The sequence below is a fragment of the Kitasatospora sp. NPDC101155 genome, from assembly GCF_044768305.1.
Classification (GTDB): domain Bacteria; phylum Actinomycetota; class Actinomycetes; order Streptomycetales; family Streptomycetaceae; genus Kitasatospora.
The window spans coordinates 288,565-312,705 of sequence record NZ_JBIWPN010000005.1 but is presented as its reverse complement, the minus strand read 5'-3'; the positions used below and the strand labels follow the sequence as shown (position 1 = coordinate 312,705).

The following is a 24,141-nucleotide window of genomic DNA, read 5'->3' as shown; positions in this document are numbered from 1 at the left end:
TCCTCCCTTTCCCCGACTGCGTAACGGCCGGCGTCCGTCCGCAGTGCCCGCCTGGCACCTCGCGTCGGGGAACTTCTCGCGACCATAACGTGATCTCCGGGGATTTCTTCGGCCGACCGGCGCCGTTGTGGTTATTGCCACGCCGGTGGCGGTGTGGTGATCAGACTCGGATGACGGCTCGGATCCCGTTCCGGCGGCTGCCGGGCGGGCCTGGGAAAGGGGGCAGGTGATGGTGATGCGGATCACCCTGGTCGAGGGTGACATCACGGAACAGCGAGTGGACGCGGTGGTGAACGCCGCCAACTCGTCCCTGCTGGGCGGCGGCGGGGTGGACGGCGCGATCCACCGCAAGGGCGGACCGCAGATTCTGGAGGAGTGCCGTCGGCTGCGGGCCTCGCACTGGGGCAAGGGGCTGCCCACCGGGCGCGCGGTGGCGACCACGGCCGGACGGCTGCCGGCCCGGTGGGTGGTGCACACCGTCGGGCCGGTGTATCTGGCGGAGGAGTACGAAGCGCGGGCTGAGCTGCTGGCCTCCTGTTATCGCGAGTCGCTGCGCGTGGCGGCGGAGTTGGGGGCGGGCGCGGTGGCTTTCCCGGCGGTGTCGGCCGGGATCTTCGGCTGGCCGCCGGCGGACGCGGCCCGGATCGCGCTCGGCACCGTCGCCGAGGTGCTGGACGGCGGTGACGCGCGGGCGGGCGCGGAGCTGGCGGAGGTGCGGTTCGTGCTGTTCGGGGAGGAGATGTACGAGGTGTTCGAACAGGCCCTGGGGGTGCTGCTCGGCCAGGGTGGCTGACGGCTGTGCGCGGTTGAGCGTGGTGGTCGCCGAGCGGCGTGTGGTGCGGTCGCTCGGCGACCTCCATCGTCGCCTGATGGGGCGTCAACACGCCAGAGATATTCGATAACTCGTTCGAGTGAATGGCCGCGAAGGGCGTGCGTCGCCTGTCCGACCGGACGGCCGTACGGTCCTACGGGGCCGCGACCCAGCCCGGGAGGTTCGGGACCACGGCCTCGGCGACCCGCTGCACGACCGCGTCTTCGACGTTCTTGCCGTCCTGGCGGAAGACGGTGATCTCGAAGGCCCGGCCGCCCGGGTCCTTGGCGTCCTTCGCGATGACGAGGTTCCGCGAGGTGGGGCTGTCCTGGCTGCTCTTCCCGCCCGGCGCGAACAGCGTCATCGTCCGGCCCCAGGTGGTCACCGCGGGGTGGCCGAGGACGGTGACCCGGGTGGCGCCGAAGGACGTCCAGTCGCCCATCGACCAGGCCGAGACAGGGCTCTCCGAGAGGTTGACGACGGTGTCCTGGAGGCGCACCTCCGCCATGGTCTCCTTCTGCTCCTTGAAGGGGCCGGGCCCGGCGGTCGAGACCCGGTCGTCCGGCGTGCCGAGCAGCGTCGGCAGGTTGGAGCGGTTGAGCGCGGCGCAGAACGCCGCGTAGTCCGCCGGGAGGTCCGCCGAGGACGGCGCGCAGGTGGCGTCCGCCCGGTGGGGCTTGAGGGCGCCCGTCCCGGCCAGGGCAGCCACGGCGCCACAGGCCACGACGATCACGGCCCCCGCCGCGATGACCGCCTTGTTGTTCCGCTCGTTCGTCTCCACCCCTGGACCCCCCCGTACAACGGGTCCTCGATCGTTCGAGCACCCCGTAAGCGGAGATGATCTTACGGTGCCCCGTCGCTCTGATCTGCGCCGGTGCCCGTGCCCCGGCCGCCCGCTACGGCGCGAGCGCCGTCCAGGGCACCGTGACCTCGCCCTGCCGCCACCGCCCGCGCGCGTCCACCAGCGGCCAGCTGCCCGCCAGCGCCGTGCACGCCGCCACCCAGCGCTGCCGCGCCCCGAACGCCCCGTACGGCGCGGCCGCCGCCCAGGCCCGGTCGAAGTCGGCCAGGAAGGCGTGCACCGGCCGCCCCGGCACGTTGTGGTGGATCAGCGCCTTCGGCAGTCGTTCGGCCAGGTCGGAGGGCTGTTCCAGGCCGCCCAGCCGGGTCGCGAAGGTCACCGTCCGGGGCCCCTCCGGGCCGAGCGCGACCCAGACGTGCCGCCGCCCGATCTCGTCGCAGGTGCCCTCGACCAGCAGCCCGTCCGGGGCGAGCCGGGAGCACAGCCGCTCCCACACCCCGGCCACCGCCGACTCCTCGTACTGCCGCAGCACGTTGGCCGCCCGGATCAGCTGGGCCGGCGCGCCGCCGTCCAGCGGTACCTCGAAGCCGCCGCGCCGGAAGGTGAGCAGCGGCGCCTCGGCGTACGGCAGCGCGGCCGCGACCCGCTCCGGCTCGATCTCGATCCCGACCACCCGGACGTCCGGCCGCACCGTGCGCAGCCGCCCGGCCAGCTCCACGGCCGTCCAGGGCGCCGCGCCGTAGCCGAGGTCGACCGCCACCGGCGGCCGCTCGGCGGCGCACAGCGTACGGCCCAGGGTGTGCGCGATCCAGCGGTCCATCCGGCGCAGCCGGTTGGTGTTGGTGGTGCCCCTGGTGACGGTCCCCACCGGACGGCCGGTCCGCCCGCGGGCGGGCGCGGTGGTCGCGGGGTCGAAGGAGGCAGCCATGTCCAGAAGGGTAGTCGGCCCGTGCCGCGACCTGGGCGGATGTCGGCCCGGTAGGGGGCGCTGGCCGGGCCCTGTCAGCTCACCGCCCGGACCGGGAATGCCGGACGACCGCCTCGTGGTTGGCACACTGGTGGTGATGTGTGCCCGGACGGGGCAGCGCACACCGGACATGCGGCGGCCCGCCACGCGGACCGCCGAGACGGGCCGCACACGAGGAGGCTTCAGCCAGGTGATCCAGCACCCCGTCCGTTCGGTACGTCGTGCCCAGTCCGCCGCGCCCGCGCGCGGCCGGCTCCAGTCGCTCGTCCCGGGCCGCCGCCGTCCGCGCCGAATAGCCATGCTGAGCGTGCACACCTCGCCGCTGCACCAGCCCGGCACCGGGGACGCCGGCGGGATGAACGTCTACATCGTCGAGCTGGCCAAGCGCCTGGCCGAGCTCAACATCGAGGTCGAGGTGTTCACCCGGTCGATCTGCTCGGACGACGCGCCGACCGTCGAGCTGGCCCCGGGCGTGCTGGTGCGGCACGTCACCGCCGGGCCGTACGAGGGCCTGGTCAAGGAGGACCTGCCGGCCCAGTTGTGCGCCTTCACCCACGGGGTGCTGCGCACCGAGGCCGGCCACCGCCCCGGCCACTACGACCTGGTGCACTCGCACTACTGGCTCTCCGGGCAGGTCGGCTGGCTGGCCGCGCAGCGATGGGGGGTGCCGCTGGTGCACACCATGCACACCATGGCGAAGGTGAAGAACGCGGCGCTGGCCGAGGGTGACACGCCCGAGCCCGCGGCCCGGGTGATCGGCGAGACCCAGGTGGTCGAGGCCGCCGACCGGCTGATCGCCAACACCACCGAGGAGGCCGCCGAGCTGGCGCTGCACTACGGTGCCCGGCCGGACCAGCTGGCCGTCGTCCACCCCGGGGTGAACCTGGACGTCTTCCGCCCCGGCGGCCCGTCGGCCGCGGCCGACGCCCGGGCCCGGCTGGGCCTGCCGCAGGACGCCGCCGTGCTGCTGTTCGCGGGGCGGATCCAGCCGCTGAAGGCGCCGGACGTGCTGCTGCGGGCGGTCGCCGCGCTGCTGGAGCGCCGTCCGGAGCTGCGCGAGCACCTGGTGGTACCGGTGGTCGGCGGCCCGTCCGGCACCGGGCTGGCCCGTCCGGAGAGCCTGCACAAGCTGGCCGCCCAGCTGGGCATCGGCGATGTGGTGCGCTTCCACCCACCGGTCGGCCAGGCGAGCCTCGCGGACTGGTACCGCGCGGCGACGGCCCTGGTGATGCCCTCGTACAGCGAGTCCTTCGGGCTGGTCGCGCTGGAGGCGCAGGCCTGCGGCACCCCGGTGGTGGCGGCCGCGGTCGGCGGCCTGCCGGTCGCGGTGCGGGACGGCGACTCCGGCTCCCTGGTGAACGGCCACGACCCGCTGCAGTGGGCCAGCGCGCTGGAGCCGTACGTGACCGACCGGGCGCTGGTGGCCCGGCGCGGCGCGGCGGCGGCCCGGCACGCGGGCGCCTTCGGCTGGGACGCCGCCGCGGCGACCACCGCCGAGGTGTACGCCGGCAGCCTGGCCCGCCCGGCCGGCCGCCTGGCCGGGGCCCGCCGCCGCCCGGCCTGACACCGGGGCACCCGGTGCGCGCGGCGGCTGCGCCCTGCGGGCCGCGCTCCACGGGCTGCGCTTCACGGGTACTGACGAGTAACGTCACTCCCATGGCAATCCGCACCAAGGACGAGGCCCTGACCCTCCTGCGCACCGCCCTGGACGACGCCGGGGTGGCCTGGGAGTCGGCCGCCGCCGACCCGTACACGCTGGTGGCGACCCTCCCGGGCACCCGCAAGCTGTCCACCACCTGCGCCCTGCGGGTCGGCGACCACACCCTGTCGGTGAACGCCTTCGTGATCCGCCGCCCGGACGAGAACCACGAGGCCGTCTACCGCTGGCTGCTGGAGCGCAACACCCGGATGTACGGCGTCGCGTACGCCGTCGACCAGCTCGGCGACGTCTACCTGGCCGGCCGCCTGCCGCTGGAGGCGCTCACTCCGCAGGCCGTGGACCGGCTGCTCGGGACGGTGCTGGAGAACGCCGACGAGCCCTTCAACACCCTGCTGGAGCTGGGCTTCGCCTCGGCGATCCGGCGCGAGTGGGAGTGGCGGACCAAGCGCGGGGAGTCCACCCGCAATCTGGCCGCCTTCGCCCACCTGGCCGGCCCGAAGGCCGACTGACCCCGGGCGTGTCCTGCGGATCCCCGCCGGGTCCTGATCCGACGGGATCCACAGGGCGCGCCAGGCCCTCAGGCGCCCGCCGGAGCCTTCTCGACCTCCGCTGCGGCCTCCGCCGCGGGCGCCGCCACCTCGGTCACGGCCCCGGTGCGGCGCCCGGCCGCACCCGTCCGGCGGGCCAGCGCCACGTACCCGAGCGCCGCCACCGTGCCGACCGCCCCGCAGGCCAGCCAGAGCGCGGCCGGCCCGGCGTACTGCAGCAGCAGCCCGCCGCCCGCCGGGCCGAGCAGCGAGGCGAGCGACCAGGACAGCGAGTAGACGCCCTGGTAGCGGCCGCGCGCGTGGGTGGGAGCCAGCTCGGCGATCAGGCCCATCATCACCGGGGTGTGGAGGATCTCCCCGACGGTCCAGACGCCCACCGAGAGCGCGAACAGCCACGCCGAGGAGCCGGCCAGTGCGGCCAGCCCGAAGCCCCAGCCGGTGAGCAGGCAGCTGGCGATCAGCAGCCCCGTCCGCGAGCGGCCCTCCATCCACCGGGTGAGCGGGATCTGCAGCACCACGATCAGCAGCCCGTTCAGGCCGATGACCAGCCCGTACTCGGTGGACGTGATGCCCGAGGCGCCCATGTCCACGGCCAGCGTGGTGGAGCCCTGCTGGAAGAGCAGGGCGACCATCAGGGTCAGCCCGACCAGCGCCATGAACGGGGCGTCCCGGAGCACCGTGAGCAGGCTGGTCTTCGGCTCGGCGGCGTCGGCCGGGTGCTCGGGCGAGGCCTGCGGCTTGGTCTCCGGGATCCGGACGAAGATCACCACCGCGCAGACCAGGGTGGTGAGCGCGTCCAGCAGGAAGAGCGTGAGGTAGCCGTGGGTGGCGATCAGACCGGCCGCGGCGGCGGAGAGGCCGAAGCCGATGTTGATCGCCCAGTAGTTCAGCGAGTACGCCCGGACCCGGTCCTCGGCCGGGACGAGGTCCGCGATGATCGCCGAGGTGGGCGGCCGGGTCGCGTTGTTGCACAGGCCCACCAGGAAGGCCACCGCGGCGATCGCCACCTGGCCGTCCACGAAGCCGAGCACGGCGGTCGACACCGCGGTGCCGAGCTGGGCGGCGACCAGCGTCGGCCGGCGTCCGATCCGGTCGGTCAGCACGCCCGCGCCGACCGCCGAGATCGCCGAGCCGAGGCCGAACAGCGAGGCCACCAGGCCCGCGTAGGAGGGTGAGTACCCGCGCTCGGCGGTCAGGTAGAGCGCCAGGAACGTGACCACGAAGGATCCGAGCCGGTTCACCAGCGTGCTCACCCAGAGCCACCAGAACTGCCGTGGCAACCCGCCCACCGTCTCCCGCACCACTCTTCGGATCCGGGGGTTGCTGACCAGACTGACGAGCATGTGGGGGCTCCCGAGGGCAGGCGTCCGCTGAGCGGCGCGGGCAGGCCCGGTCAGCCGACGCATGTAAGCAGCAGATGTGCGGCGCACACATTACCCACCGGGCCAAGGTCCCCACCAGGGGTTTTCCGGCCCTCCACTAAGCTGGGGGCCATGGCTGACACGACGTACCGACTCATCCTGCTCCGTCACGGCGAGAGCCAGTGGAACCAGAAGAACCTGTTCACCGGTTGGGTCGACGTCGACCTCAACGAGAAGGGCGAGAAGGAGGCCGCCCGCGGCGGCGAGCTCCTGTCCGCCGAGGGTCTGCTCCCCGACGTGGTGCACACCTCGCTGCTGCGTCGCGCCATCCGCACCTCGCAGATCGCCCTGGACAAGGCCGATCGCCACTGGATCCCGGTCAGCCGCAGCTGGCGCCTGAACGAGCGGCACTACGGCGCGCTGCAGGGCAAGGACAAGGCCCAGACCCTGGCCGAGTTCGGCGAGGAGCAGTTCCAGCTGTGGCGCCGCTCCTACGACACCCCGCCGCCGGTCCTGGCCGACGACAACGAGTACTCGCAGGCCGGTGACGCCCGCTACGCCGAGATCCCGAGCGAGCTGCGTCCGCGCACCGAGTGCCTGAAGGACGTCGTCGAGCGGATGCTCCCGTACTGGTACGACGCCATCGTCCCGGACCTCGCCGCCGGCAAGACCGTCCTGGTCACCGCCCACGGCAACAGCCTGCGCGCGCTGGTCAAGCACCTCGACGGCATCTCCGACGCCGACATCGCGGGCCTGAACATCCCGACCGGCATCCCGCTGGTCTACGAGCTCGACGCCGACTTCAAGCCGGTCGTCGCCGGCGGCCGCTACCTGGACGCCGACGCCGCTGCCGCCGCCATAGAGGCGGTCAAGAACCAGGGCAAGAAGTAAGCCCAACGGCACACGGCCCCGCCCCCGGTTCGCCGGTGGGCGGGGCCTTCGTCGTTCAACAGGCATGTGCGGAAGGGGAGTTGAGCTCGGCCCAAAAGTGGTTCAGACCATTGACGGGCGATGTCGGTGGCTCCTACCGTGAGGGCACCGGACTGGCGCAGGCATGCCAAGGGTTTTCCCGGGTCCTGGGCCGCCGCACCCCCACGCGCGCGCGTCTGCGCCCCGGCGCACACTCCATCCACCCCCACGGAGGAGCACCATGCGCACACGTCATCTGGTCGGGGCGGCCGTCGCCGCGCTGGCGATCCCGCTCACCCTGGCCTTCCCCGCCCAGTCCCACGGCTACATCACGACGCCGCCCAGCCGGGCCGCGCTCTGCGACGCGGACGCCGGCGCCGTCCCCTGGGACTGCGGCGAGATCCAGTGGGAACCGCAGAGCGTCGAGGGCCCGAAGGGCTTCCCGGCCGCCGGGCCCGCCGACGGCACCATCTGCGCCGGCGGCAACGCCCGCTTCGCCGAGCTGGACGACCCGCACGGCGGTGCCTGGCCGACCACGCCGGTGACGGCGGGCCGGCAGCTCACCTTCACCTGGACCTTCACCGCCCGGCACGCGACCACCGACTTCACGTACTACCTGACCAAGCCGGGCTACGACGCCGGCCAGCCGGTCACCCGGGACAGTCTGGACCTGACGCCCTTCCTGACCGTCCCGTACAACGGCCGACAGGTGCCGAGCACGCTCAGCCACACCGCGACCGTCCCGAGCGGGCGCACCGGCCACCAGGTGATCGTCGCGGTGTGGACGATCGCCGACACCGGGAACGCCTTCTACTCCTGCACCGACGTCCAGTTCTGACCACTGGAACAGAAAGAGCTGAGGTGCACGGCCGCCCGGCGGCCGTGCACCTCATGACTCCTCGGTGGCGGATACCTCAGTGGCCGCCGCAGCAGCCGCCGTCCGCGCCGCCGCACTGGCAGGGCGCACCGGACTGGCAGCCGCAGCCGCAGCCCGGTCCGCAGCCGCAGCCGGCCGCGAGGACAGGCAGCAGCTTCGGGGTGAGCGGCTCGACGGTGTCGTGGGCGGGTGCCGGTCGGGTCGGGTTGGCCTTCATCGAGCGCTTCCCTCCTTGTGACGGGCGCACTCCTGTGCCCCCAACTATCGAGTGAAGCCGCCAACCGGAGGGAGCGTCAACAGGCGTGCGGTGGCAGGACGTAGGGAGGGCCGTGCGTCCACACCACCCTCGCCACAGGTTTACTCACCCCCGGGGGTGGGAGCCGGTCACTCCGCCCCGCCGGTCACTACGCCCCGGCGGCCTCCGCCGCCTCGGTGGCGGCCACGAACTCGGCCACGTGCTCGCCCGTCACCAGGTACACCACACGCTTGGCGACCGACACCGCGTGGTCCGCGAAGCGCTCGTAGTAGCGGCCGACCAGGGTGAGGTCGACGGCGGTCTCGATGCCGTGGTGCCAGCGCTCGTCGATCAGGTGGGACAGCAGCTCGCGGTGCAGGGAGTCGATGGCGTCGTCGTCCTGCTCCAGCTCCAGGGCCTTGTCGACGTCCTTGGTGGCGATCACCAGACCCGCCTTGGCGACCAGTCTCTGGGCGAGCTGGCCCATCTCCAGGACGGTGGAGTGCAGGTCGGAGGGCACGGCCGACTCGGGGTAGCGCATCCGCGCGACCTTGGCGACGTGCCGGGCGAGGTCCCCGCAGCGCTCCAGGTCGGCGCTCATCCGCAGCGAGGTGACCACGATGCGCAGGTCCGTGGCGACGGGCTGCTGCCGCGCGAGCAGATCGATGGCGCGGTTCTCCAGCTCGTGGTGGAGGTCGTTGACCTTCTCGTCGGCGGCGATGACGCTCTCCGCCAGCGCCAGGTCCGCGTCGAGGAGTGCGGTGGTGGCCCGGCCCATGGCCGAGCCGACCAGGCGGGCCATCTCGACCAGGCTGTCGCCGATCGAGTCCAGTTCCTCGTGGTACGCGTCGCGCATGTTCTCTCCTCACTAGCTGTGTCGGTGGCGGTGCCGACCGGTCAGCCCGTCCGACCGTCGTTCCGGTGTTTCGGGTGACCGCTGCTGGTGGCGCGAATCGTACGCGCACACCTGAGACGACGGCCGCTGATCGGCGCGCCGTTCTCTCCCACACGGGCTGCATGGCCAACTCTGTGCCGTTCGGGCGACGATGCACGGCCGGTGCGGTGAATCGGCAGCTACATGAAGGTGAATTCTCGGCAACGCGTGGTCGATGCCTTGATCCAGCCCTTGGGGAGTGGCCTGGCTGTGCGCTTACGCTTGCCAACATGGACGTGAACGTGGCCGCTGCCGCCGCCTGTGCCATAGCCGGGCTCGGCGTCGGCCTCACCGCCTCCATCGCCTTCCGCTGGAGCGAGCGCGAGCAGGCCAGGGGCAGACACCTCAACGGCAGGCATTACGGCCGGGCCCAGTCGCTGGGCACCGGCAACCCGGAACCCCCGCTGCCGCCGGGGGTCGACACCGTACTCTCCGTGCTCCGTTCCTGCGCGATCGTGCTGGGCGAGGGCGACGAGGTGGTCAAGGCCAGCTCGGCGGCGTACGCGATGGGCCTGGTGCGCGGCGGCGCGGTCGCCGTGGACCAGATGCTCGCGCTGGCCCGTGCCACCCGCCGGGACGGCGAGATCCGGCAGGTCGAGCTGGAGGTGCCCCGCCCCGGCGCGGCCCGCGCGGTCGAGCCGCTCGCGGTGTCCGTCCGGGTCGCTCCGCTGGGCTCCCGGCTGGTGCTGGTGCTGGTCGAGGACCAGACCGAGCGCCGCCGGGTGGAGGCCGTCCGCCGGGACTTCGTGGCCAACGTCAGCCATGAGCTCAAGACCCCGGTCGGCGCCCTGTCGCTGCTCTCCGAGGCGGTCGCCGACGCGGCCGACGACCCGGAGGCGGTGCAGCGCTTCGCCGGCCGGATGCAGGTCGAGGCGACCCGCCTGGCCAGCCTGGTGCAGGAGATCATCGATCTCTCCCGGGTCCAGGACGACCGGCTGATGGTCGACCCGGAGCCGGTCGCGGTGGACGAGCTGATCGCCGAGGCGATCGACCGCTGCCGCCAGCAGGCCGCAGCCAAGCAGATCCTGATCGCGGCCGGCGGCATCGCCGGGCTCTACCTGCACGGCAACCGCGGTCAGCTCGCCGCCGCGCTCGGCAACCTGGTGGAGAACGCCGTCAACTACAGCCCGCCCCGCACCCGGGTGGCGATCGCCACCCGCCGGATCTCCAGCGCCGCGGCGCTCGGCGAGGCGGACGGCGAGCTGATCGAGATATCGGTGACCGACCAGGGCATCGGCATCTCCGAGAAGGACCGCGAGCGGGTCTTCGAACGCTTCTACCGGGTCGACCCGGCCCGCTCCCGGCAGACCGGCGGCACCGGCCTCGGCCTGTCCATCGTCAAGCACGTCGCCGCCTCGCACGGTGGCACCGTCTCGGTGTGGAGCGTCGAGGGCCAGGGTTCGACCTTCACCATCCGCCTGCCCGCCGGACAGGTGCCCGCCGACGACTTCGACGACGAGCCCGGCGACCACACCGCCGGGCCCGCCGCCGCACCCCGAACCCTCACCACGGACCGTCCGCACGGCACGGCCCGTTCGCTCCCCGCCGGGGAGCGGGAAGAACCCCTGACAACCGCAACCAAGCTTGCCCCGGAGGCCCGATCGTGACCCGAGTACTGGTGGTCGAGGACGAGGAGTCGTTCAGCGACGCCCTCTCGTACATGCTCCGCAAGGAGGGCTTCGAGGTGGCCGTCGCCGCCACCGGCCCCGACGCCCTGGAGCAGTTCGAACGCAATGGCGCGGACCTCGTCCTGCTCGACCTGATGCTGCCGGGCCTGCCGGGCACCGAGGTCTGCCGCCAGCTCCGGGTGCGCTCCAACGTCCCGGTGATCATGGTGACCGCCAAGGACAGCGAGATCGACAAGGTCGTCGGGCTGGAGATAGGCGCTGACGACTACGTCACGAAGCCGTACTCCACCCGTGAGCTGGTCGCCCGGATCCGCGCGGTGCTGCGCCGCCGCGGCGAGGACGGCGCCGCCAGCGAGAACGGCGGCGGCCCGGGCGCCCTGGAGGCGGGCCCGGTCCGGATGGACGTGGACCGGCATGTGGTGACCGTGGACGGCGCCAAGGTCGACCTGCCGCTCAAGGAGTTCGACCTGCTGGAGATGCTGCTGCGCAACGCGGGCCGGGTGCTCACCCGCATGCAGCTGATCGACCGGGTCTGGGGCGCGGACTACGTCGGCGACACCAAGACCCTGGACGTCCACGTGAAGCGCCTGCGGGCCAAGATCGAGCCCGACCCGGGCGCGCCGCGCTACCTGGTCACCGTCCGCGGCCTGGGCTACAAGTTCGAGCCGTAAGCCGTAGACCGCGGCAACGCCCGCACGCGGAAGGCCCCCGCCGGCACCAGCCGGAGGGGGCCTTCCGCGTAGCGGGCCTCCCGCGGGCCCGGGAAGGGCCCGCGGGAGGCGGTTACCGCGTCAGTGGGCGGCCGGAGCGGTCGCCGACGGGGTGGCACCGGCGACCGGCGTGGTCGGAGCGCCCGGAGTGGTGGCGCCGGCCGACGGGGTGCCGGTGGCGCCCGGGGTGGTGGCACCCGCGGACGGGGTGGCCGCCGGGGAGGCCGGGGTGGCGCTCTTGGTGGGCACGGCCGTCGGGGTCGGGCCGAAGCCCTTGTACAGGCCGCGGCCGTTCTCGCCCGAGTCCGGGCTCACGCCGGCCTGGGCGTCGACCTTCTGGCCGTCCTTGAAGGTGAAGGTGGTGGGGGCGAAGCCGCCGATGTGCACGGAGGCCGCGGCGAGGGAGGCGGACGGGTTGCCCTGGCCGCCGATCACCACCGAGCCACCGGCCGGGACGACGATGCTGGACAGCGGGGCGCCCGCGGCGTCCGCGAAGGTGGCGCTGCTGGTGCCGACGGTGATCGACTGCAGCTCGGCCGCGGTGTCGGCCGTGTTGGAGATGTTGACGACCACGTTGGCAGGGCCCGTGTAGTCACCCGAGGTACCCACCCCGGTGACGACCACGATGTTGTTCAGCCGGAGGTTCGTCCCGATGGTCGCTGCCGCGTTGTCGGGCTTGATCTGCAAGGTGTCCGGCGTGTTGCCGGCGGCGCAGGACGACAGCGAGGCGATGGCGATGGCGGCGATGGCGGCGATGCTGCCGCGTCGAAGGCTGCGGCTCACGGCGGCGGCTTCTCCCTAGGTCACGTGTCGACAGGTCAGGTCTCAGATTATCGACCTCACTTATGCGCTCCTCACGGGGTGGTCCCCGTGTCGCACTCCCGGGGCTGCCCCGGGGCCGTCCGGGTGTACGAATGTCATGGTCGAGTCACGCAGAGTCACGCGGGGAGGGCAAGCTTCGACCGAGATCGAATAACGATTGGGTCACGGCCGGAAAAAGGGTGAAAGCTCAAGATCCAATCATGGTTGCCGGGGTGTTGCGCAAGGGTTTCGTCGGGCGCCGGAACCGCCTCCGACCTGCGGGAAGCCCCTCTCGAACATCGGTCGCAGCACGTCATGGGGGTGCTTGTCAAGCCCCGAGACCGGCCCTGACCTGCGAAAACGCCCTTCGGGTGCGCCGTGAGGCGTGTTATTCTGGAAAGCCACGGAAGGGGTCCTGTCACATGACGTTCAAGGTTGGCGACACGGTGGTCTACCCCCATCACGGGGCCGCGCTGATCGAGGCCATCGAAATTCGCCAGATCAAAGGTGTGGACAAGACCTACCTGGTGCTCAAGGTGCAGCAGGGAGACCTGACGCTCCGCGTGCCCGCCGAGAACGCGGAGTTCGTCGGCGTTCGCGATGTGGTCGGCCAGGAGGGTCTGGACCGGGTCTTCGAGGTGCTGCGCGCACCGTACACCGAAGAGCCGACCAACTGGTCCCGTCGCTACAAGGCGAACCTGGAGAAGCTCGCCTCGGGCGACGTTATCAAGGTCGCCGAGGTTGTGCGCGACCTCTGGCGTCGCGAGCGCGAGCGCGGCCTCTCGGCCGGCGAGAAGCGGATGCTCGCGAAGGCGCGCCAGATCCTCGTCAGCGAACTCGCGCTGGCGGAGAACACCAACGAGGACAAGGCGGAGACGCTGCTCGACGAGGTTCTCGCCTCGTAGTGCAGTCGGGCTGCCGCCCACCGCTCACAGCGCCCGGTGCCGGCGCGCCGCTCCCAGGACGAAGTGTCCAGGGGTGGTGCAGTGGCACTTCGGGCGCTGAGGCGTGTCCGGACGACGCCCCCCGCCCGAGCCGGTCCAGGCCTGCAAGACCGTTTCTGCGCAGTTGTGCGGCGGGCGGTGGACCGTGGATCTTCGGAAGGGGCCCGGGCGCCCGCCGGGCACGCCACTGCCATACCCACTTCGCCGAAGGAGTGAAACCTGAACGCCTCAGCAGCAGTCGCAGCAGCAGTGGTGCCCGCCGCCGGACGCGGTGAGCGGCTGGGGCCCGGCGCCCCGAAGGCCCTGCGGGAACTGGGCGGCGTGCCGCTCCTGGTGCACGCCGTACGGGCCCTGGCGCGCAGCCGGGCGGTCGGGCTGGTCGTGGTCGCCGCGCCCGCCGACGGGGTGGCCGAGGTGGTCGCCCTGCTGGACAGCCACGGGCTGGACGGCAAGGACATCCGGGTGGTGGCCGGCGGCGCGACCCGCCAGGAGTCGGTCCGGCTCGGCCTGGCCGCGATCCCGGAGGACGTCGGGATCGTCCTGGTGCACGACGCGGCCCGCCCACTCGTCCCGGTCGAGGTGGTGGACGCCGTCGCGGCCGCCGTCCGGGCCGGGGCCGAGGCGGTGGTGCCCGCGGTGCCGCTGGCCGACACCGTGAAGCGGGTCGAGCCGAACCCGGGTGGCCCCGAGCCGGTCGTCGACACGCCGGAGCGGGCCACCCTGCGCGCCGTGCAGACCCCGCAGGGTTTCGACCGGGCCGCCCTGGTCGAGGTGCACGCCAAGGCGTTGGCCGAGGAGGTCGCGGGCGGCGCCGACGCGCCGGCGGTCACCGACGACGCCGGCCTGGTGGAGCGCTACGGCGGCCGGGTCGTCGTGGTGCCCGGCCACGAGGAGGCGTTCAAGGTCACCCGTCCGTTGGACCTCGTGCTCGCCGAGGCCGTACTCGCCCGCCGGAGGGCCGCCGATGCCTACTGAGCCGTTGATCCCCCGGGTGGGGATCGGTACCGATGTGCACGCCTTCGAGGCCGGCCGGCCGCTCTGGGTGGCCGGACTGGAGTGGCCGGACGCCGAGTTCGGGCTCTCCGGGCACTCGGACGCGGACGTCGCCGCGCACGCCGCCTGTGATGCGCTGTTCTCGGCCGCCGGAATCGGCGACCTGGGCGCCCACTTCGGCACCGACCGCCCCGAGTGGGCCGGTGCCTCCGGGGTCAAGCTGCTCGGCGAGGCGGCCCGGCTGGTCCGCGAGGCGGGCTTCGAGATCGGCAACGTCGCGGTCCAGGTGATCGGCGTCCGGCCGAAGATCGGCAAGCGGCGGGCCGAGGCGCAGGCCGCACTGTCCGAGGCGGCCGGCGCGCCGGTCTCGGTCTCCGGCACCACCACCGACGGCCTGGGGCTGACCGGCCGGGCCGAGGGGCTGGCCGCGATCGCCACCGCCCTGGTGTACGAACGGCGTTGAGCGGGGAGCCGGTCGCGGGAGCGGAAATAGACCTCCACTGACGGGTGTTCACCAGGTGTCGCGGGGGCCCGAATCGATAGTGTGCGGTACGGGCCCGCGCGGAGCTCGCCTCGGGTCCGTACCGCCGCCGACGAGAAGAGGTTTCCGATGGGCGTTGAACTCTCCGACAAGGCCAAGGCGTTGATCGACGGCAAGAACTTCGCCGTGGTCTCCACGATCCAGCCCGACGGCAGTCCCCAGTCCTCCGTGGTCTGGGTCAAGCGGGACGGCGACGACATCTTGTTCTCCACCGTCGAGGGCCGCCGCAAGCACCTCAACCTGGTGAAGGACGCGCGCGTCTCGCTGGTGATCAACCCGCCGGAGAGCCCGTACGAGTACCTGGAGGCGCGCGGCTCGGTGACGATGACCACCGAGGGCGGCCGGGAGCTGATCAACGAGCTGGCCGCCAAGTACCGCGGGGTGGACACCTACACCTGGGACGGCCCGGACGACGTCCGGGTGGTCATCCGGCTCTCCCCGCGCAAGGTGGTCGGCAACATCTGACCGGCGTACGGGACGGGCGTTTCCCCGGGGGTGCGGCCTGTCATTCCCGGGGAATGTCGCGGGGCACCCCCCGCCGCCCACTACGCTTGACGCTGTGAGCATTCGTCTGTACGACACCAGCACCCGCCAGGTACGCGACTTCGTCCCGCTCGTACCGGGTTGTGTCTCGATCTACCTGTGCGGCGCTACCGTCCAGTCGGCGCCACACATCGGGCACGTCCGGTCCTACCTCAACTTCGACATCATGCAGCGGTGGTTCGCCTACCGCGGCTACCAGGTGACCTTCGCCCGCAACGTCACCGACATCGACGACAAGATCATCGCCAAGGAGCGCGAGCTCGGCACGCCGTGGTGGCAGATCGCCTACGAGAACGAGCGCGCCTTCAACGACGGTTACAACGCACTCGGCTGCCTGCCGCCGACCGTCGAGCCGCGGGCTACCGGGCACATCCCCGAGATGGTCGAGATGATGCAGGGCCTCATCGCGAAGGGCCACGCCTACGCGGTCGACGGGAACGTCTACTTCGACGTGAAGTCGTACCCCGACTACCTCGCGCTCTCCAACCAGAAGCTGGAGGACCTGCGCCAGCCCGAGGGCGAGGGCGAGACCGGCAAGCGCGATCAGCGCGACTTCGCGATGTGGAAGGCCGCCAAGCCGGGCGAGCCGAGCTGGGAGACCCCGTGGGGCCGCGGCCGACCGGGCTGGCACCTGGAGTGCTCGGCGATGGCCCACAAGTACCTGGGCCCGGCCTTCGACATCCACGGCGGCGGGCTGGACCTGATCTTCCCGCACCACGAGAACGAGATCGCCCAGTCCAAGGCCTACGGCGACGACTTCGCCGGCTTCTGGGCGCACAACGCCTGGGTCACCATGGCCGGCGAGAAGATGAGCAAGTCGCTGGGCAACTCGGTGCTGATCTCCGAGATGGTCCAGCGCTGGCGGCCGATCGTGCTCCGCTACTACCTGGGCTCCCCGCACTACCGCTCGATGATCGAGTACAGCGAGGAGTCGTTGCGCGAGGCCGAGGCCGGCTTCGGCCGGATCGAGGGCTTCATCCAGCGCGCCGTCGAGCGCTGCGGCACGGTCGACGCGGCGCCCGAGGTGCCGCCGGCCTTCGCCGAGGCGATGGACGACGACTTCGGTGTGCCGCAGGCGCTCGCCGTCGTGCACACCGCCGTCCGCCAGGGCAACAGCGCCCTGAACGCGGACGACAAGGAGACCGTGGTGGCGCGACTGGCCGAGGTCCGTGCGATGCTCGGTGTACTGGGCCTCGACCCGCTCGACCGGCACTGGGCCGGGACGGAGCGCGGCGAGGACCTCCATGGCGTGGTCGACTCGCTGGTCCGTCTGGTCCTGGACCAGCGGCAGGCGGCGCGCGAGCGCAAGGACTTCGCCACCGCGGATGCCATCCGCGACCAGCTCGGCCTGGCCGGGCTGGCCATCGAGGACACCCCGTCCGGCCCGCGCTGGACGATCAACAGCCAGTAACCCCATCTGACGATCGGGGTGATGGGTGGGCCGTACCGGACCGGTGCGGCCCTCCCGCATGACGTAGCGCATGCCGTCGGCCGCCGCCGCACCGAGCGGGGCGGCCGGGCATGCCGGACAGACAGGAAGTACAGCCATGGCCGGCAACAGCCAGCGCAGGAACCGCCGCAACCCCGGATCGAAGAAGGGCGCGTCTGTCGGTACCGGCGGGCACAGCCGGAGGGCGCTGGAGGGCAAGGGCCCGACCCCGCCCGGTGAGGCGCGCAAGGGCCACCCCAAGCAGCGGGCCGCCAACGCCGCGATCAAGCGCGAGCGGGACGCCAAGGCCCGGGCCGGCATGCGCCGCGCGGGTGCTGGCGGCCGGGGCGGCCGCGGCGGCGCGGGCAGCGCCGAGCTGGTCTTCGGCCGCAACTCGGTGGTCGAGGCGCTCCAGGGCGACGTGCCGGCCAACGCGCTGTACGTCCAGCAGTTCATCGACACCGACGACCGCGTGCGCGACGCCTTCCAGGCCGCCAACGACCGCGGCATCCCGCTGATGGAGGCCCCGCGCCCGCAGCTGGACCAGATGACCGGCGGGATGAACCACCAGGGCCTGGTGCTGCAGGTCCCGCCGTACGAGTACGCCCACCCCGAGGACCTGCTGGGGGAGGCCGCCGACGCCGGCCAGGACGCGCTGATCATCGCGCTGGACGGGGTCACCGACTCGCGCAACCTCGGCGCCGTGGTCCGCTCCGCCGCCGCCTTCGGCGCGCACGGCGTGGTCATCCCCGAGCGCCGCGCGGCCGGTATGACCGCCGGTGCCTGGAAGACCTCCTCCGGTGCCGCCGCCCGGCTGCCCGTGGCCCGCGCCACCAACCTGACCCGCACGCTGGAGGCCTACCAGAAGGCCGGCCTGATGGTGGTCGGCCTGGCCGCCGACGGCGAGGCCGAGCTGGGCGACCTGGAGCTGCTGACCGGCCCGGTCGTGATCGTCGCGGGCAGCGAGGGCAAGGGTCTGTCCCGCCTGGTCTCGGAGACCTGCGACATGCGGGTGCGGATCCCGATGTCGGGGCTGACCGAGTCGCTGAACGCCGGTGTCGCGGCGGGCATCGTGCTGTACGAGGCCGCGCGGCTGCGCGCCAAGCGCTGAGCACACCCGCTGCTCTTGCCGCAGGCGATTTTCTGAATTCCCTGCGATCCGAGTGAAAAGCGATCGGGCCCGACCGGGCCCGATCGCCTTTTTCATGATCACTTCAAGTATGCGCCGGACATCCACCCGGGAGAGTGTCCTAAGCGGCCGTCACCCGGTTAGACGGGCGTGGACACCAGAACACCTCGGCGCCCCCTGTTCGGCGGTGGCAGCACCGGGATAGACGCGGGCCCCGGGCTCGACACCGTCAAGGTGCCGTCGGACCCGGCGCGCCTCAGCAGCACCCAGGCGAGCTTCCGGCTCCGGCTCGGCGCCCCGGTGGCGCCGCTGATCGAGGCCCCGGCCGGACTGCTGTCCTCCGGTGCCGCGTTCGGCGACCCCTACGCCAACCAGGGCCTGATCCGCCGTCCGCTGGTCACCCCGCAGGTCGTCGTGCCCGCCTCCGCCGTCCCGGCGCTGGCCGGGGCCGGGGCCGGCGGTGCGCCGCGCCGCAAGGGCCGGGTCACCGCCGTCACCTGGACCGGCCGGACGGCCCCCGGGGACCTCGCGGCCACCCGGCTGCTGGAGGCGGTGCGCCAGACCGGGTCCCCGGCCGGCGGCGTCGGCCTGGCCGAGGCGGACACCCAGGCACTCCCGGCCTACGCGGGCGCCCGGAGCGTCCCGCGCCAGCCGCGCGAGGGCACCGGCAGTGCCACCGACGCGGGCGTCGGCCCGGTCGGCGCGCCGCACGGCTGGACCCCGAACGGTGAGCTGCCCGAGGTCTCCGCCGCCGCCGAGGGCAAGCAGCCCTGGTACCCGGGCCGCCGGGTCGACCTCGGCCTGGTGCTGCTGCCGCTGCGCGCAGTGCTCGGCTCGCTCTCGGTCTACGCCGGGTTCAGCAAGCTCTGCGACCCGGTGTACTTCGACGGCGGCGAGCGCGGCTCGATGATGCGCTGGCTCTCCTCGCTGCACCCGTGGAAGGTCGCCGAGCCGCTGCTCGCCTTCGCGATGGCGCACCCGGTGGGCTCCGGTCTGGTGGTGTCCTTCACCGAGATCGTGGTCGGCGTGCTGACCATCCTCGGCCTCTGGCAGCGGCTCGCGGCCGGGGCGGCGATGCTGCTCTCGGCGGCGCTGCTGTTCACCGTCAGCTGGCGGGCCGTGCCGGTCTACGACACCCCGGACCTGATCTTCCTCGCGGCGTGGAGCCCGCTGCTGATCGCCGGGGCGCCGTTCGCCTCGCTGGACGGGCGGCTCAACCTGGAGGCCTGGCGCCGGGTCGGCGCGGGCGCGCCGGGCGCGCTGCGCCGCCGGGTGCTGCGCCGGGGCACGGTGGTCACCACCGTCGTGGTCGGCCTGACCCTGCTGCTCGGCTCGATGCTGGGCGCGGCCGTCCGGACCGGCGCCCGGCCGCACCAGGCGCCGGCCCGCCCGGCCACCGACTACGGCACCCCGGTCTGGCCGTCGGGCGGCCCGTCCGGCGCCCCGGGCGGCCAGGGCACGTCCACCTCGCCCTCGCCCGCCTCCCCGCGCCAGACCGCCCCGACGCCGAGCGCGACCTCCTCGCCCAGCGCTCCCGCCGCCAAGTCCACCGGTGCCGCGCCGAGCGGCAAGCACTCCGGCAGGGCGGAGACCGGGGCCGCCGGCTCCTCCCCGGCGGCGGCCCCGTCCGCCGCCGGGGGCGGCCCCGCACCGGCCCAGCGCGGCACCCCGGCCCCCGGCGGCTCGGGTACCGCGCCCAAGTCGAGCCCGAGCAACGGCTCCGGGCTGCTCGGCGGGGTGCTGGGCAGCGGCCCGCTGGCCGGCCTGTCCGGCGGCGAGCGCTCCTCCCGTCCGGGGACGCCGACGGCGACCTGACGTCCCGTCCCCGTCCCCGTCCCCCGGCACGCCTTCGGCCGGGTGCTCCGTGGGGGAGCACCCGGCCGTTGCGTTGCCGTCGGGGCTGGTGCGCTGCCGTCAGCGCCGCGCGGCCGCCGCGTCGCCCTCAGCGGGAGTTGTCACGGTGCGCGGCGAGCTCCTTGGCCGCCTCGGTGAGGTCCTTGGCCGTGTCGATGGCCCGCCAGTACACGCCCTGCGGCAGCTGGTAGCCCGCCAGTCGCTTGCTGCGCGCGAGTTGGGGGAAAGTGGTGCGCTCGTGGTCACCCACGTCCGGCAGCAGCTCGGCGAACTCCGGGCTGAACACGTACAGGCCGGCGTTGATCAGGAACGGCGAGGGCGGGGCCTCGATGAAGTCCAGCACGTTGCCGAACTGGTCGGTCTCCACGGCACCCCAGGGGATCCGCGGCCGGGCCAGCGCGAGCGTCGCGACGGCGTCCCGCTCATGGTGGAAGGCGGCCATGTCACGCAGGCTGAAGCGGGTCCAGATGTCGCCGTTGGTGGCGTACCAGGGCTCGTCCGGGCGGGGCAGCGCCTTGGCCGCGTGCTTGAGGCCGCCGCCGCGCCCGAGCGGCTCGGCCTCGACCACCGTACGGACCCGCAGCGGCAGGTCCGCCGTGCTGAGCCACTCCTCCAGCACGTCGGCGAGGTGCCCGCAGGACACCACGACGTCGGTGACGCCCTCGGCGGCCAGCCAGGCCAGCTGGTGGCCGAGGATCGGCGTGCCCGTCCCCGGGATCTCGACCAGCGGCTTGGGGCGGTCGTCGGTGTAGGGGCGCAGCCGGGAGCCCTGGCCGCCGGCCAGGATGACGGCCTGGGTGACGGGCGTCGTGGTCGGCCGGGGCTGGTGAGGCTGAGACTGGGACTGCGGGGACGCGAGGTCGGCGGTCGGGCCGGAGTCAGCGGTCATGGCTGAACGATAAGGCGCCTGCGGCGGGCTCCGTCAGCCCACCGTCGTGGACCGTCAGCCGACGACGCCCGCCGCGAAGGAGCCGTCGCAGACCGGGCGGGCGAAGGAACGGGCCCGCTGGACGTCGCCCTGGTACTTGCGCACCGCGGCCTTGCCCAGCTCGGTCGCCAGCGAGGTGCAGTACGGCGTGAGCGAGGGCTGCTCGCGCATCGAGCGCTCCAGCAGGTCCAGCGCGGCGGACGGGTTCTTGGCGCGCAGCTCGTCCAGCAGGGCCACCCGCAGCGCCTCCTGCGGGGCGAGCCCGTCCGTCTTGGCGGCGGTGGCGGCGGAGCGCCCGATCCCGGCGCCGTCGCCGCTGGACGCCGCCACCACCTGCTGGTCGAGCCCGGTCGGCGGGGCCCACGGGACCCGGGTCACGGCGAGGGTGCCGGTGGTCACCAGGACGACCGGCAGGGTCAGGGCGACGGTCTGGCCGATACGGCGCACAAGCTGCTTCACCCTCAGGAGAGTAGCGGTGGGTACGGGCCGAATCGCCCTCCGTTACACCATCGAGTGACGCGGTGTCCGGGTTCGTCCCTGCACCGTGTTGACGTGGGGGTGTACGGAAGGAGCCCGCCGGACCGGGGAAAGGCCGACGGGCTCCTTGACGTCAGCTGTTGCGCCGGTGGCGCCGGCCGCGTCAGTCGCGTCGGTCGTGTCAGTCGCAGACGCTCAGGCGCACGCCGCTGCTGGTGGCGAAGACGTGGGTCTCCTGCGCGATCGGCACGACGTGGATGGTCTCGCCGCGGGTCGGGATCTGCCGGCCGGGGACGCGGACGACCAGGTCCTTGTCCACGCCGCCGATCTGGGTGGTGCCGTAGACGAAGCCGTCCGAGCCGAGCTCCTCGACCACGTTCACGGTCACCGCGACGCCCTCGATGCCGCCGGCCGGGACGATCTGGAAGTGCTCGGGGCGGATGCCGACGATCACCGTCTTGTCGGTGCCGGCGCCGGCCAGGTTCTCGCGCGAGATGTTGACGACCGAGCCGCCGAACTTCACGCCGCCGTCCACCAGCGGCACCTCGACCAGGTTCATGGCCGGCGAGCCGATGAAGCCGGCCACGAAGAGGTTGGCGGGCTTGTCGTACATGTTGCGCGGGGTGTCGACCTGCTGCAGCAGACCGTCCTTGAGCACCGCGACCCGGTCGCCCATGGTGAGCGCCTCGGTCTGGTCGTGGGTGACGTACACCGTGGTGATGCCCAGGCGGCGCTGCAGGCCGGCGATCTGGGTACGGGTCGAGACGCGGAGCTTGGCGTCCAGGTTCGACAGCGGCTCGTCCATCAGGAAGACCTGCGGCTGGCGGACGATCGCGCGGCCCATCGCGACGCGCTGGCGCTGGCCGCCGGAGAGCGCCTTCGGCTTGCGGTCCAGGTAGTCGGTGAGGTCGAGGATCTTCGCCGCCTCCTCGACCTTGGTGCGGATGTCCGCCTTGTTCACGCCGGCGATCTTGAGCGCGAAGCCCATGTTCTCGGCGACGGTCATGTGCGGGTAGAGCGCGTAGTTCTGGAACACCATCGCGATGTCCCGGTCCTTCGGAGGCAGGTGGGTGACGTCCCGGTCGCCGATCCGGATGGCGCCGCTGTTGACGTCCTCCAGGCCGGCCAGCATGCGCAGGCTGGTCGACTTGCCGCAGCCCGACGGGCCGACCAGGACGAGGAACTCGCCGTCCGCGATCTCCAGGTCCAGCGCGTCCACCGAGGGCTTGGTGGCCCCGGGGTAGATGCGGGTCGCCTGGTCGTACGTGACAGAAGCCATGGTTGTGCTCTCCTTCACCGGCAGGAACGTGCCGGACGATCCGAGTAAAGGGGGGTTGGTTCGTCTCCGTCGGTCCGTCAGTGGTCTGAACCACTACACAAACCGACTTCCGGCGACGCTACCTGCGCTTTCGCCGCTTGTCAGCCCCCCGCCGCCCGATTTCGGCATCGGTTCCATCACGCCCACCCGCCCCGCCAACCCCCGGATATCCCCCCACCCCGCCACCCCGGCCCGGTAGACTGCCCCCGGTGCCGCCGTGATCCATCGCGGACGGCCACCGTGCCTCCTTAGCTCAGCTGGCCAGAGCACCGCTCTTGTAAAGCGGGGGTCGTCGGTTCGAACCCGACAGGGGGCTCCGCGCGTGTGAAGGGCCGGCTCGATTCCGATCGAGCCGGCCCTTCGTCGTCGGTGGGGGTGGGGCGGTCAGTCGGGCGGGAGGGTGAGGGTGGCGAGGGCGCCGCCGGCGGGGTGGTTGGTGAAGGTGAGGGTGGCGCCGATGACGCGGGCGTGGCCGGTGGCGATGGTGAGGCCGAGGCCGTGGCCGCGGCCGCGTTCCGGGGCGTTGGTGCGGAAGCGCTGGGGCCCGTGGTGGAGGAGGTCGTCGGGGTAGCCGGGGCCGTGGTCGCGGACGGTGATGCGGCGGCCGTCGACGTGAAGTTCGACCGGGTCGGCGCCGTGGCGGTGGGCGTTGAGGATCAGGTTGCCGAGGATGCGGTCCAGGCGGCGCAGGTCGGTGCGGACCTCGCGGTCGGCGGTGATCCCGACGGAGACGTCGAGGCCGGTGAGGTTGACGGTACGGCGCACCGCGCGTTCCAGCGGGACGGCGGAGAGGTCGGGGGACTCGGCGTCGGCGTCCAGGCGGGAGACCTCCAGGAGGTCCTCGACCAGGCCGCGCAGGGCCTGGACCCGGTTCTGCACCAGCTGGGTGGGGCGGCCGGGCGGCAGCAGTTCGGCGGCGGTGACCAGGCCGGTGAGCGGGGTGCGCAGTTCGTGGGCGACGTCGGCGGTGAAGCGCTGCTCGTCCTCCAGCCGGCGGTGCAGGGTGCGGGACATCAGGTCCACGGCGGCGGCGAGGTCGGCCACCTCGTCCCGGCCGTCGACGAGTTCGCCGATCCGGGTGTCCGTGCCGCCGGCCGCGATGCCCCGGGCGGCGGTGGCCGCGGTGCGCAGCCGGCGGCTGATCCGGTCCGCGACCAGCACGCCGGCCAGCACGGTGGTGAAGACCGCGGCGACGACGGTGATCAGGATGATCCGGTCGAGGTCGGCGATCGACTGGCGGTCCTGGGTGAAGTCGACCCGGGCGGAGAGCACCCCGCTCTGGACCGGGGCGGCCGCCCACATCGACTCGCCCTGGCCGCCGGTGGCGAGCAGCGAGCCCTGTCGGCCGCCGGCGGCGAGGTCGCGTAGCCGGGTGGGCAGGGCCGGATCGTCCAGGGTGACGCCGCGGCCGGCCACCTCGCCGCTGCGGCCGTAGCCGGCCAGGGCCGAGTCGAGCGCGGTGAGGGCGGAGGAGCGGGCCTGGTCGACGTGCTGACGGATCATCGCCTGGTGGACCAGCAGGCCGACGGCCACCGCGACCAGGACGGAGATGGCGGCGACGGCGGTGGCGATCTGGCGACGCAGGGTCATGCCGGGCGCCGCAGCTTGTAGCCGAACCCGCGGACGGTCTCGATCCGGCCGGAGCCGATCTTGGCGCGCAGTCGCTGCACGTGGACGTCCACCACCCGGGTGTCGGCGCCCCACGGGGCGTCCACGCTGAGCGAGGGGATCAGCAGGCGGGT

At 73.0% G+C, this 24,141-nt stretch carries 24 protein-coding genes, 1 tRNA gene and 1 pseudogene; 15 read left to right on the top strand and 11 right to left on the bottom strand.

Features of this window, described 5'->3' with window-relative positions; all coding sequences use genetic code 11:
* Nucleotides 1-229 precede the first annotated feature (229 nt).
* Nucleotides 230-793 carry an O-acetyl-ADP-ribose deacetylase gene (locus tag ACIRYZ_RS10340; protein WP_402941913.1) on the top strand — a complete coding sequence of 188 codons (564 nt, stop codon included), beginning with the start codon at nt 230-232 and terminating at the stop codon, nt 791-793.
* A 172-nt stretch (nt 794-965) separates the two neighbouring features.
* On the opposite strand, the gene ACIRYZ_RS10335 is transcribed toward ACIRYZ_RS10340, so the two are convergent.
* Both ACIRYZ_RS10335 and ACIRYZ_RS10330 read right to left on the bottom strand, forming a co-directional pair.
* On the bottom strand, nt 966-1,592 hold the full coding sequence (locus ACIRYZ_RS10335) for a DUF6215 domain-containing protein (RefSeq protein WP_402941911.1): 627 nt from the start codon (nt 1,590-1,592) through the stop codon (nt 966-968).
* Between the two features lie 115 nt (nt 1,593-1,707).
* The gene (locus ACIRYZ_RS10330; protein WP_402941909.1) at nt 1,708-2,541 is read right to left on the bottom strand and encodes a class I SAM-dependent methyltransferase; all 834 of its coding nucleotides are present in this window, start codon (nt 2,539-2,541) and stop codon (nt 1,708-1,710) included.
* Nucleotides 2,542-2,770: 229 nt separating this feature from the next.
* Here ACIRYZ_RS10330 and mshA point away from each other — a divergent pair, with 229 nt between their 5' ends.
* Both mshA and ACIRYZ_RS10320 read left to right on the top strand, forming a co-directional pair.
* On the top strand, nt 2,771-4,144 hold the full coding sequence (gene mshA, locus ACIRYZ_RS10325) for a D-inositol-3-phosphate glycosyltransferase (RefSeq protein ID WP_402941908.1): 1,374 nt from the start codon (nt 2,771-2,773) through the stop codon (nt 4,142-4,144).
* A gap of 92 nt (nt 4,145-4,236) precedes the next feature.
* A complete protein-coding gene (locus ACIRYZ_RS10320) occupies nt 4,237-4,749 on the top strand; it encodes a YbjN domain-containing protein (protein ID WP_402941906.1) in 513 nt (170 codons plus the stop codon).
* Between the two features lie 68 nt (nt 4,750-4,817).
* Here the strand turns inward: ACIRYZ_RS10320 and ACIRYZ_RS10315 are convergent, their stop codons facing one another.
* Nucleotides 4,818-6,131, bottom strand: coding sequence for an MDR family MFS transporter (locus ACIRYZ_RS10315; protein ID WP_402941904.1), 1,314 nt, complete (start codon nt 6,129-6,131; stop codon nt 4,818-4,820).
* 150 nt (nt 6,132-6,281) lie between these two features.
* Between ACIRYZ_RS10315 and ACIRYZ_RS10310 the strand changes: the two genes are divergently transcribed.
* Together ACIRYZ_RS10310 and ACIRYZ_RS10305 are read left to right on the top strand one after the other, a co-directional pair.
* Entirely contained in the window at nt 6,282-7,040 is a 759-nt protein-coding gene (locus tag ACIRYZ_RS10310) for a phosphoglyceromutase (RefSeq protein WP_387631476.1), read from the top strand.
* Nucleotides 7,041-7,299: 259 nt separating this feature from the next.
* Nucleotides 7,300-7,896 (top strand): lytic polysaccharide monooxygenase, encoded by a 597-nt coding sequence (locus tag ACIRYZ_RS10305; protein ID WP_393039320.1) that lies wholly within the window; start codon nt 7,300-7,302, stop codon nt 7,894-7,896.
* 76 nt (nt 7,897-7,972) lie between these two features.
* Here the strand turns inward: ACIRYZ_RS10305 and ACIRYZ_RS10300 are convergent, their stop codons facing one another.
* Nucleotides 7,973-8,152: a hypothetical protein gene (locus tag ACIRYZ_RS10300; RefSeq protein WP_393039317.1), complete on the bottom strand. Its 180-nt coding sequence runs from the start codon at nt 8,150-8,152 to the stop codon at nt 7,973-7,975.
* 187 nt (nt 8,153-8,339) lie between these two features.
* Nucleotides 8,340-9,026 (bottom strand): phosphate signaling complex protein PhoU, encoded by a 687-nt coding sequence (gene phoU / locus ACIRYZ_RS10295; protein ID WP_402941902.1) that lies wholly within the window; start codon nt 9,024-9,026, stop codon nt 8,340-8,342.
* Between the two features lie 308 nt (nt 9,027-9,334).
* Here phoU and ACIRYZ_RS10290 point away from each other — a divergent pair, with 308 nt between their 5' ends.
* Both ACIRYZ_RS10290 and ACIRYZ_RS10285 read left to right on the top strand, forming a co-directional pair.
* Nucleotides 9,335-10,711, top strand: a complete 1,377-nt coding sequence (locus tag ACIRYZ_RS10290; RefSeq protein WP_402941901.1) for a sensor histidine kinase — start codon at nt 9,335-9,337, stop codon at nt 10,709-10,711.
* Entirely contained in the window at nt 10,708-11,403 is a 696-nt protein-coding gene (locus tag ACIRYZ_RS10285; protein WP_402941899.1) for a response regulator, read from the top strand. The genes ACIRYZ_RS10290 and ACIRYZ_RS10285 overlap by 4 nt, the downstream gene beginning before the upstream one ends.
* 120 nt (nt 11,404-11,523) lie before the next feature.
* Here the strand turns inward: ACIRYZ_RS10285 and ACIRYZ_RS10280 are convergent, their stop codons facing one another.
* Nucleotides 11,524-12,225 (bottom strand): DUF461 domain-containing protein, encoded by a 702-nt coding sequence (locus ACIRYZ_RS10280; protein WP_402941898.1) that lies wholly within the window; start codon nt 12,223-12,225, stop codon nt 11,524-11,526.
* A 440-nt stretch (nt 12,226-12,665) separates the two neighbouring features.
* Here ACIRYZ_RS10280 and ACIRYZ_RS10275 point away from each other — a divergent pair, with 440 nt between their 5' ends.
* The 7 genes from ACIRYZ_RS10275 (at nt 12,666) to ACIRYZ_RS10245 (ending at nt 19,637) form a co-directional block, all read left to right on the top strand.
* Nucleotides 12,666-13,148: a CarD family transcriptional regulator gene (locus tag ACIRYZ_RS10275; protein WP_030244332.1), complete on the top strand. Its 483-nt coding sequence runs from the start codon at nt 12,666-12,668 to the stop codon at nt 13,146-13,148.
* Nucleotides 13,149-13,406: 258 nt separating this feature from the next.
* Complete coding sequence (gene ispD / locus ACIRYZ_RS10270; protein ID WP_402942092.1) at nt 13,407-14,162, top strand: 2-C-methyl-D-erythritol 4-phosphate cytidylyltransferase; 756 nt, start codon at nt 13,407-13,409, stop codon at nt 14,160-14,162.
* Nucleotides 14,152-14,643 (top strand): 2-C-methyl-D-erythritol 2,4-cyclodiphosphate synthase, encoded by a 492-nt coding sequence (gene ispF / locus ACIRYZ_RS10265; protein ID WP_393039302.1) that lies wholly within the window; start codon nt 14,152-14,154, stop codon nt 14,641-14,643. Before ispD ends, ispF begins: the two co-directional genes overlap by 11 nt.
* A gap of 147 nt (nt 14,644-14,790) precedes the next feature.
* Nucleotides 14,791-15,186, top strand: coding sequence for a PPOX class F420-dependent oxidoreductase (locus ACIRYZ_RS10260; protein WP_402941896.1), 396 nt, complete (start codon nt 14,791-14,793; stop codon nt 15,184-15,186).
* A gap of 94 nt (nt 15,187-15,280) precedes the next feature.
* Nucleotides 15,281-16,675, top strand: coding sequence for a cysteine--tRNA ligase (gene cysS / locus ACIRYZ_RS10255; protein ID WP_402941894.1), 1,395 nt, complete (start codon nt 15,281-15,283; stop codon nt 16,673-16,675).
* Between the two features lie 136 nt (nt 16,676-16,811).
* On the top strand, nt 16,812-17,804 hold the full coding sequence (rlmB, locus tag ACIRYZ_RS10250; protein ID WP_393039293.1) for a 23S rRNA (guanosine(2251)-2'-O)-methyltransferase RlmB: 993 nt from the start codon (nt 16,812-16,814) through the stop codon (nt 17,802-17,804).
* Nucleotides 17,805-17,972: 168 nt separating this feature from the next.
* A complete protein-coding gene (locus ACIRYZ_RS10245; RefSeq protein WP_402941892.1) occupies nt 17,973-19,637 on the top strand; it encodes a DoxX family membrane protein in 1,665 nt (554 codons plus the stop codon).
* Between the two features lie 127 nt (nt 19,638-19,764).
* On the opposite strand, the gene ACIRYZ_RS10240 is transcribed toward ACIRYZ_RS10245, so the two are convergent.
* From ACIRYZ_RS10240 to ACIRYZ_RS10230, 3 genes are all read right to left on the bottom strand, one after another.
* On the bottom strand, nt 19,765-20,565 hold the full coding sequence (locus ACIRYZ_RS10240) for an NDP-sugar synthase (protein ID WP_402941890.1): 801 nt from the start codon (nt 20,563-20,565) through the stop codon (nt 19,765-19,767).
* A 54-nt stretch (nt 20,566-20,619) separates the two neighbouring features.
* Entirely contained in the window at nt 20,620-21,063 is a 444-nt protein-coding gene (locus tag ACIRYZ_RS10235; protein WP_402941888.1) for a hypothetical protein, read from the bottom strand.
* A gap of 199 nt (nt 21,064-21,262) precedes the next feature.
* A complete protein-coding gene (locus tag ACIRYZ_RS10230) occupies nt 21,263-22,360 on the bottom strand; it encodes an ABC transporter ATP-binding protein (protein WP_393039282.1) in 1,098 nt (365 codons plus the stop codon).
* A gap of 281 nt (nt 22,361-22,641) precedes the next feature.
* Between ACIRYZ_RS10230 and ACIRYZ_RS10225 the strand changes: the two genes are divergently transcribed.
* Nucleotides 22,642-22,715: transfer RNA gene (locus ACIRYZ_RS10225), tRNA-Thr, on the top strand.
* 68 nt (nt 22,716-22,783) lie between these two features.
* Here the strand turns inward: ACIRYZ_RS10225 and ACIRYZ_RS10220 are convergent.
* The gene (locus ACIRYZ_RS10220) at nt 22,784-23,989 is read right to left on the bottom strand and encodes a sensor histidine kinase (RefSeq protein ID WP_402941886.1); all 1,206 of its coding nucleotides are present in this window, start codon (nt 23,987-23,989) and stop codon (nt 22,784-22,786) included.
* Nucleotides 23,986-24,111: pseudogene (locus ACIRYZ_RS10215) on the bottom strand (winged helix-turn-helix domain-containing protein); the annotation flags it as partial. The pseudogene ACIRYZ_RS10215 and the gene ACIRYZ_RS10220, both read right to left, overlap by 4 nt.
* Nucleotides 24,112-24,141: the final 30 nt, after the last annotated feature.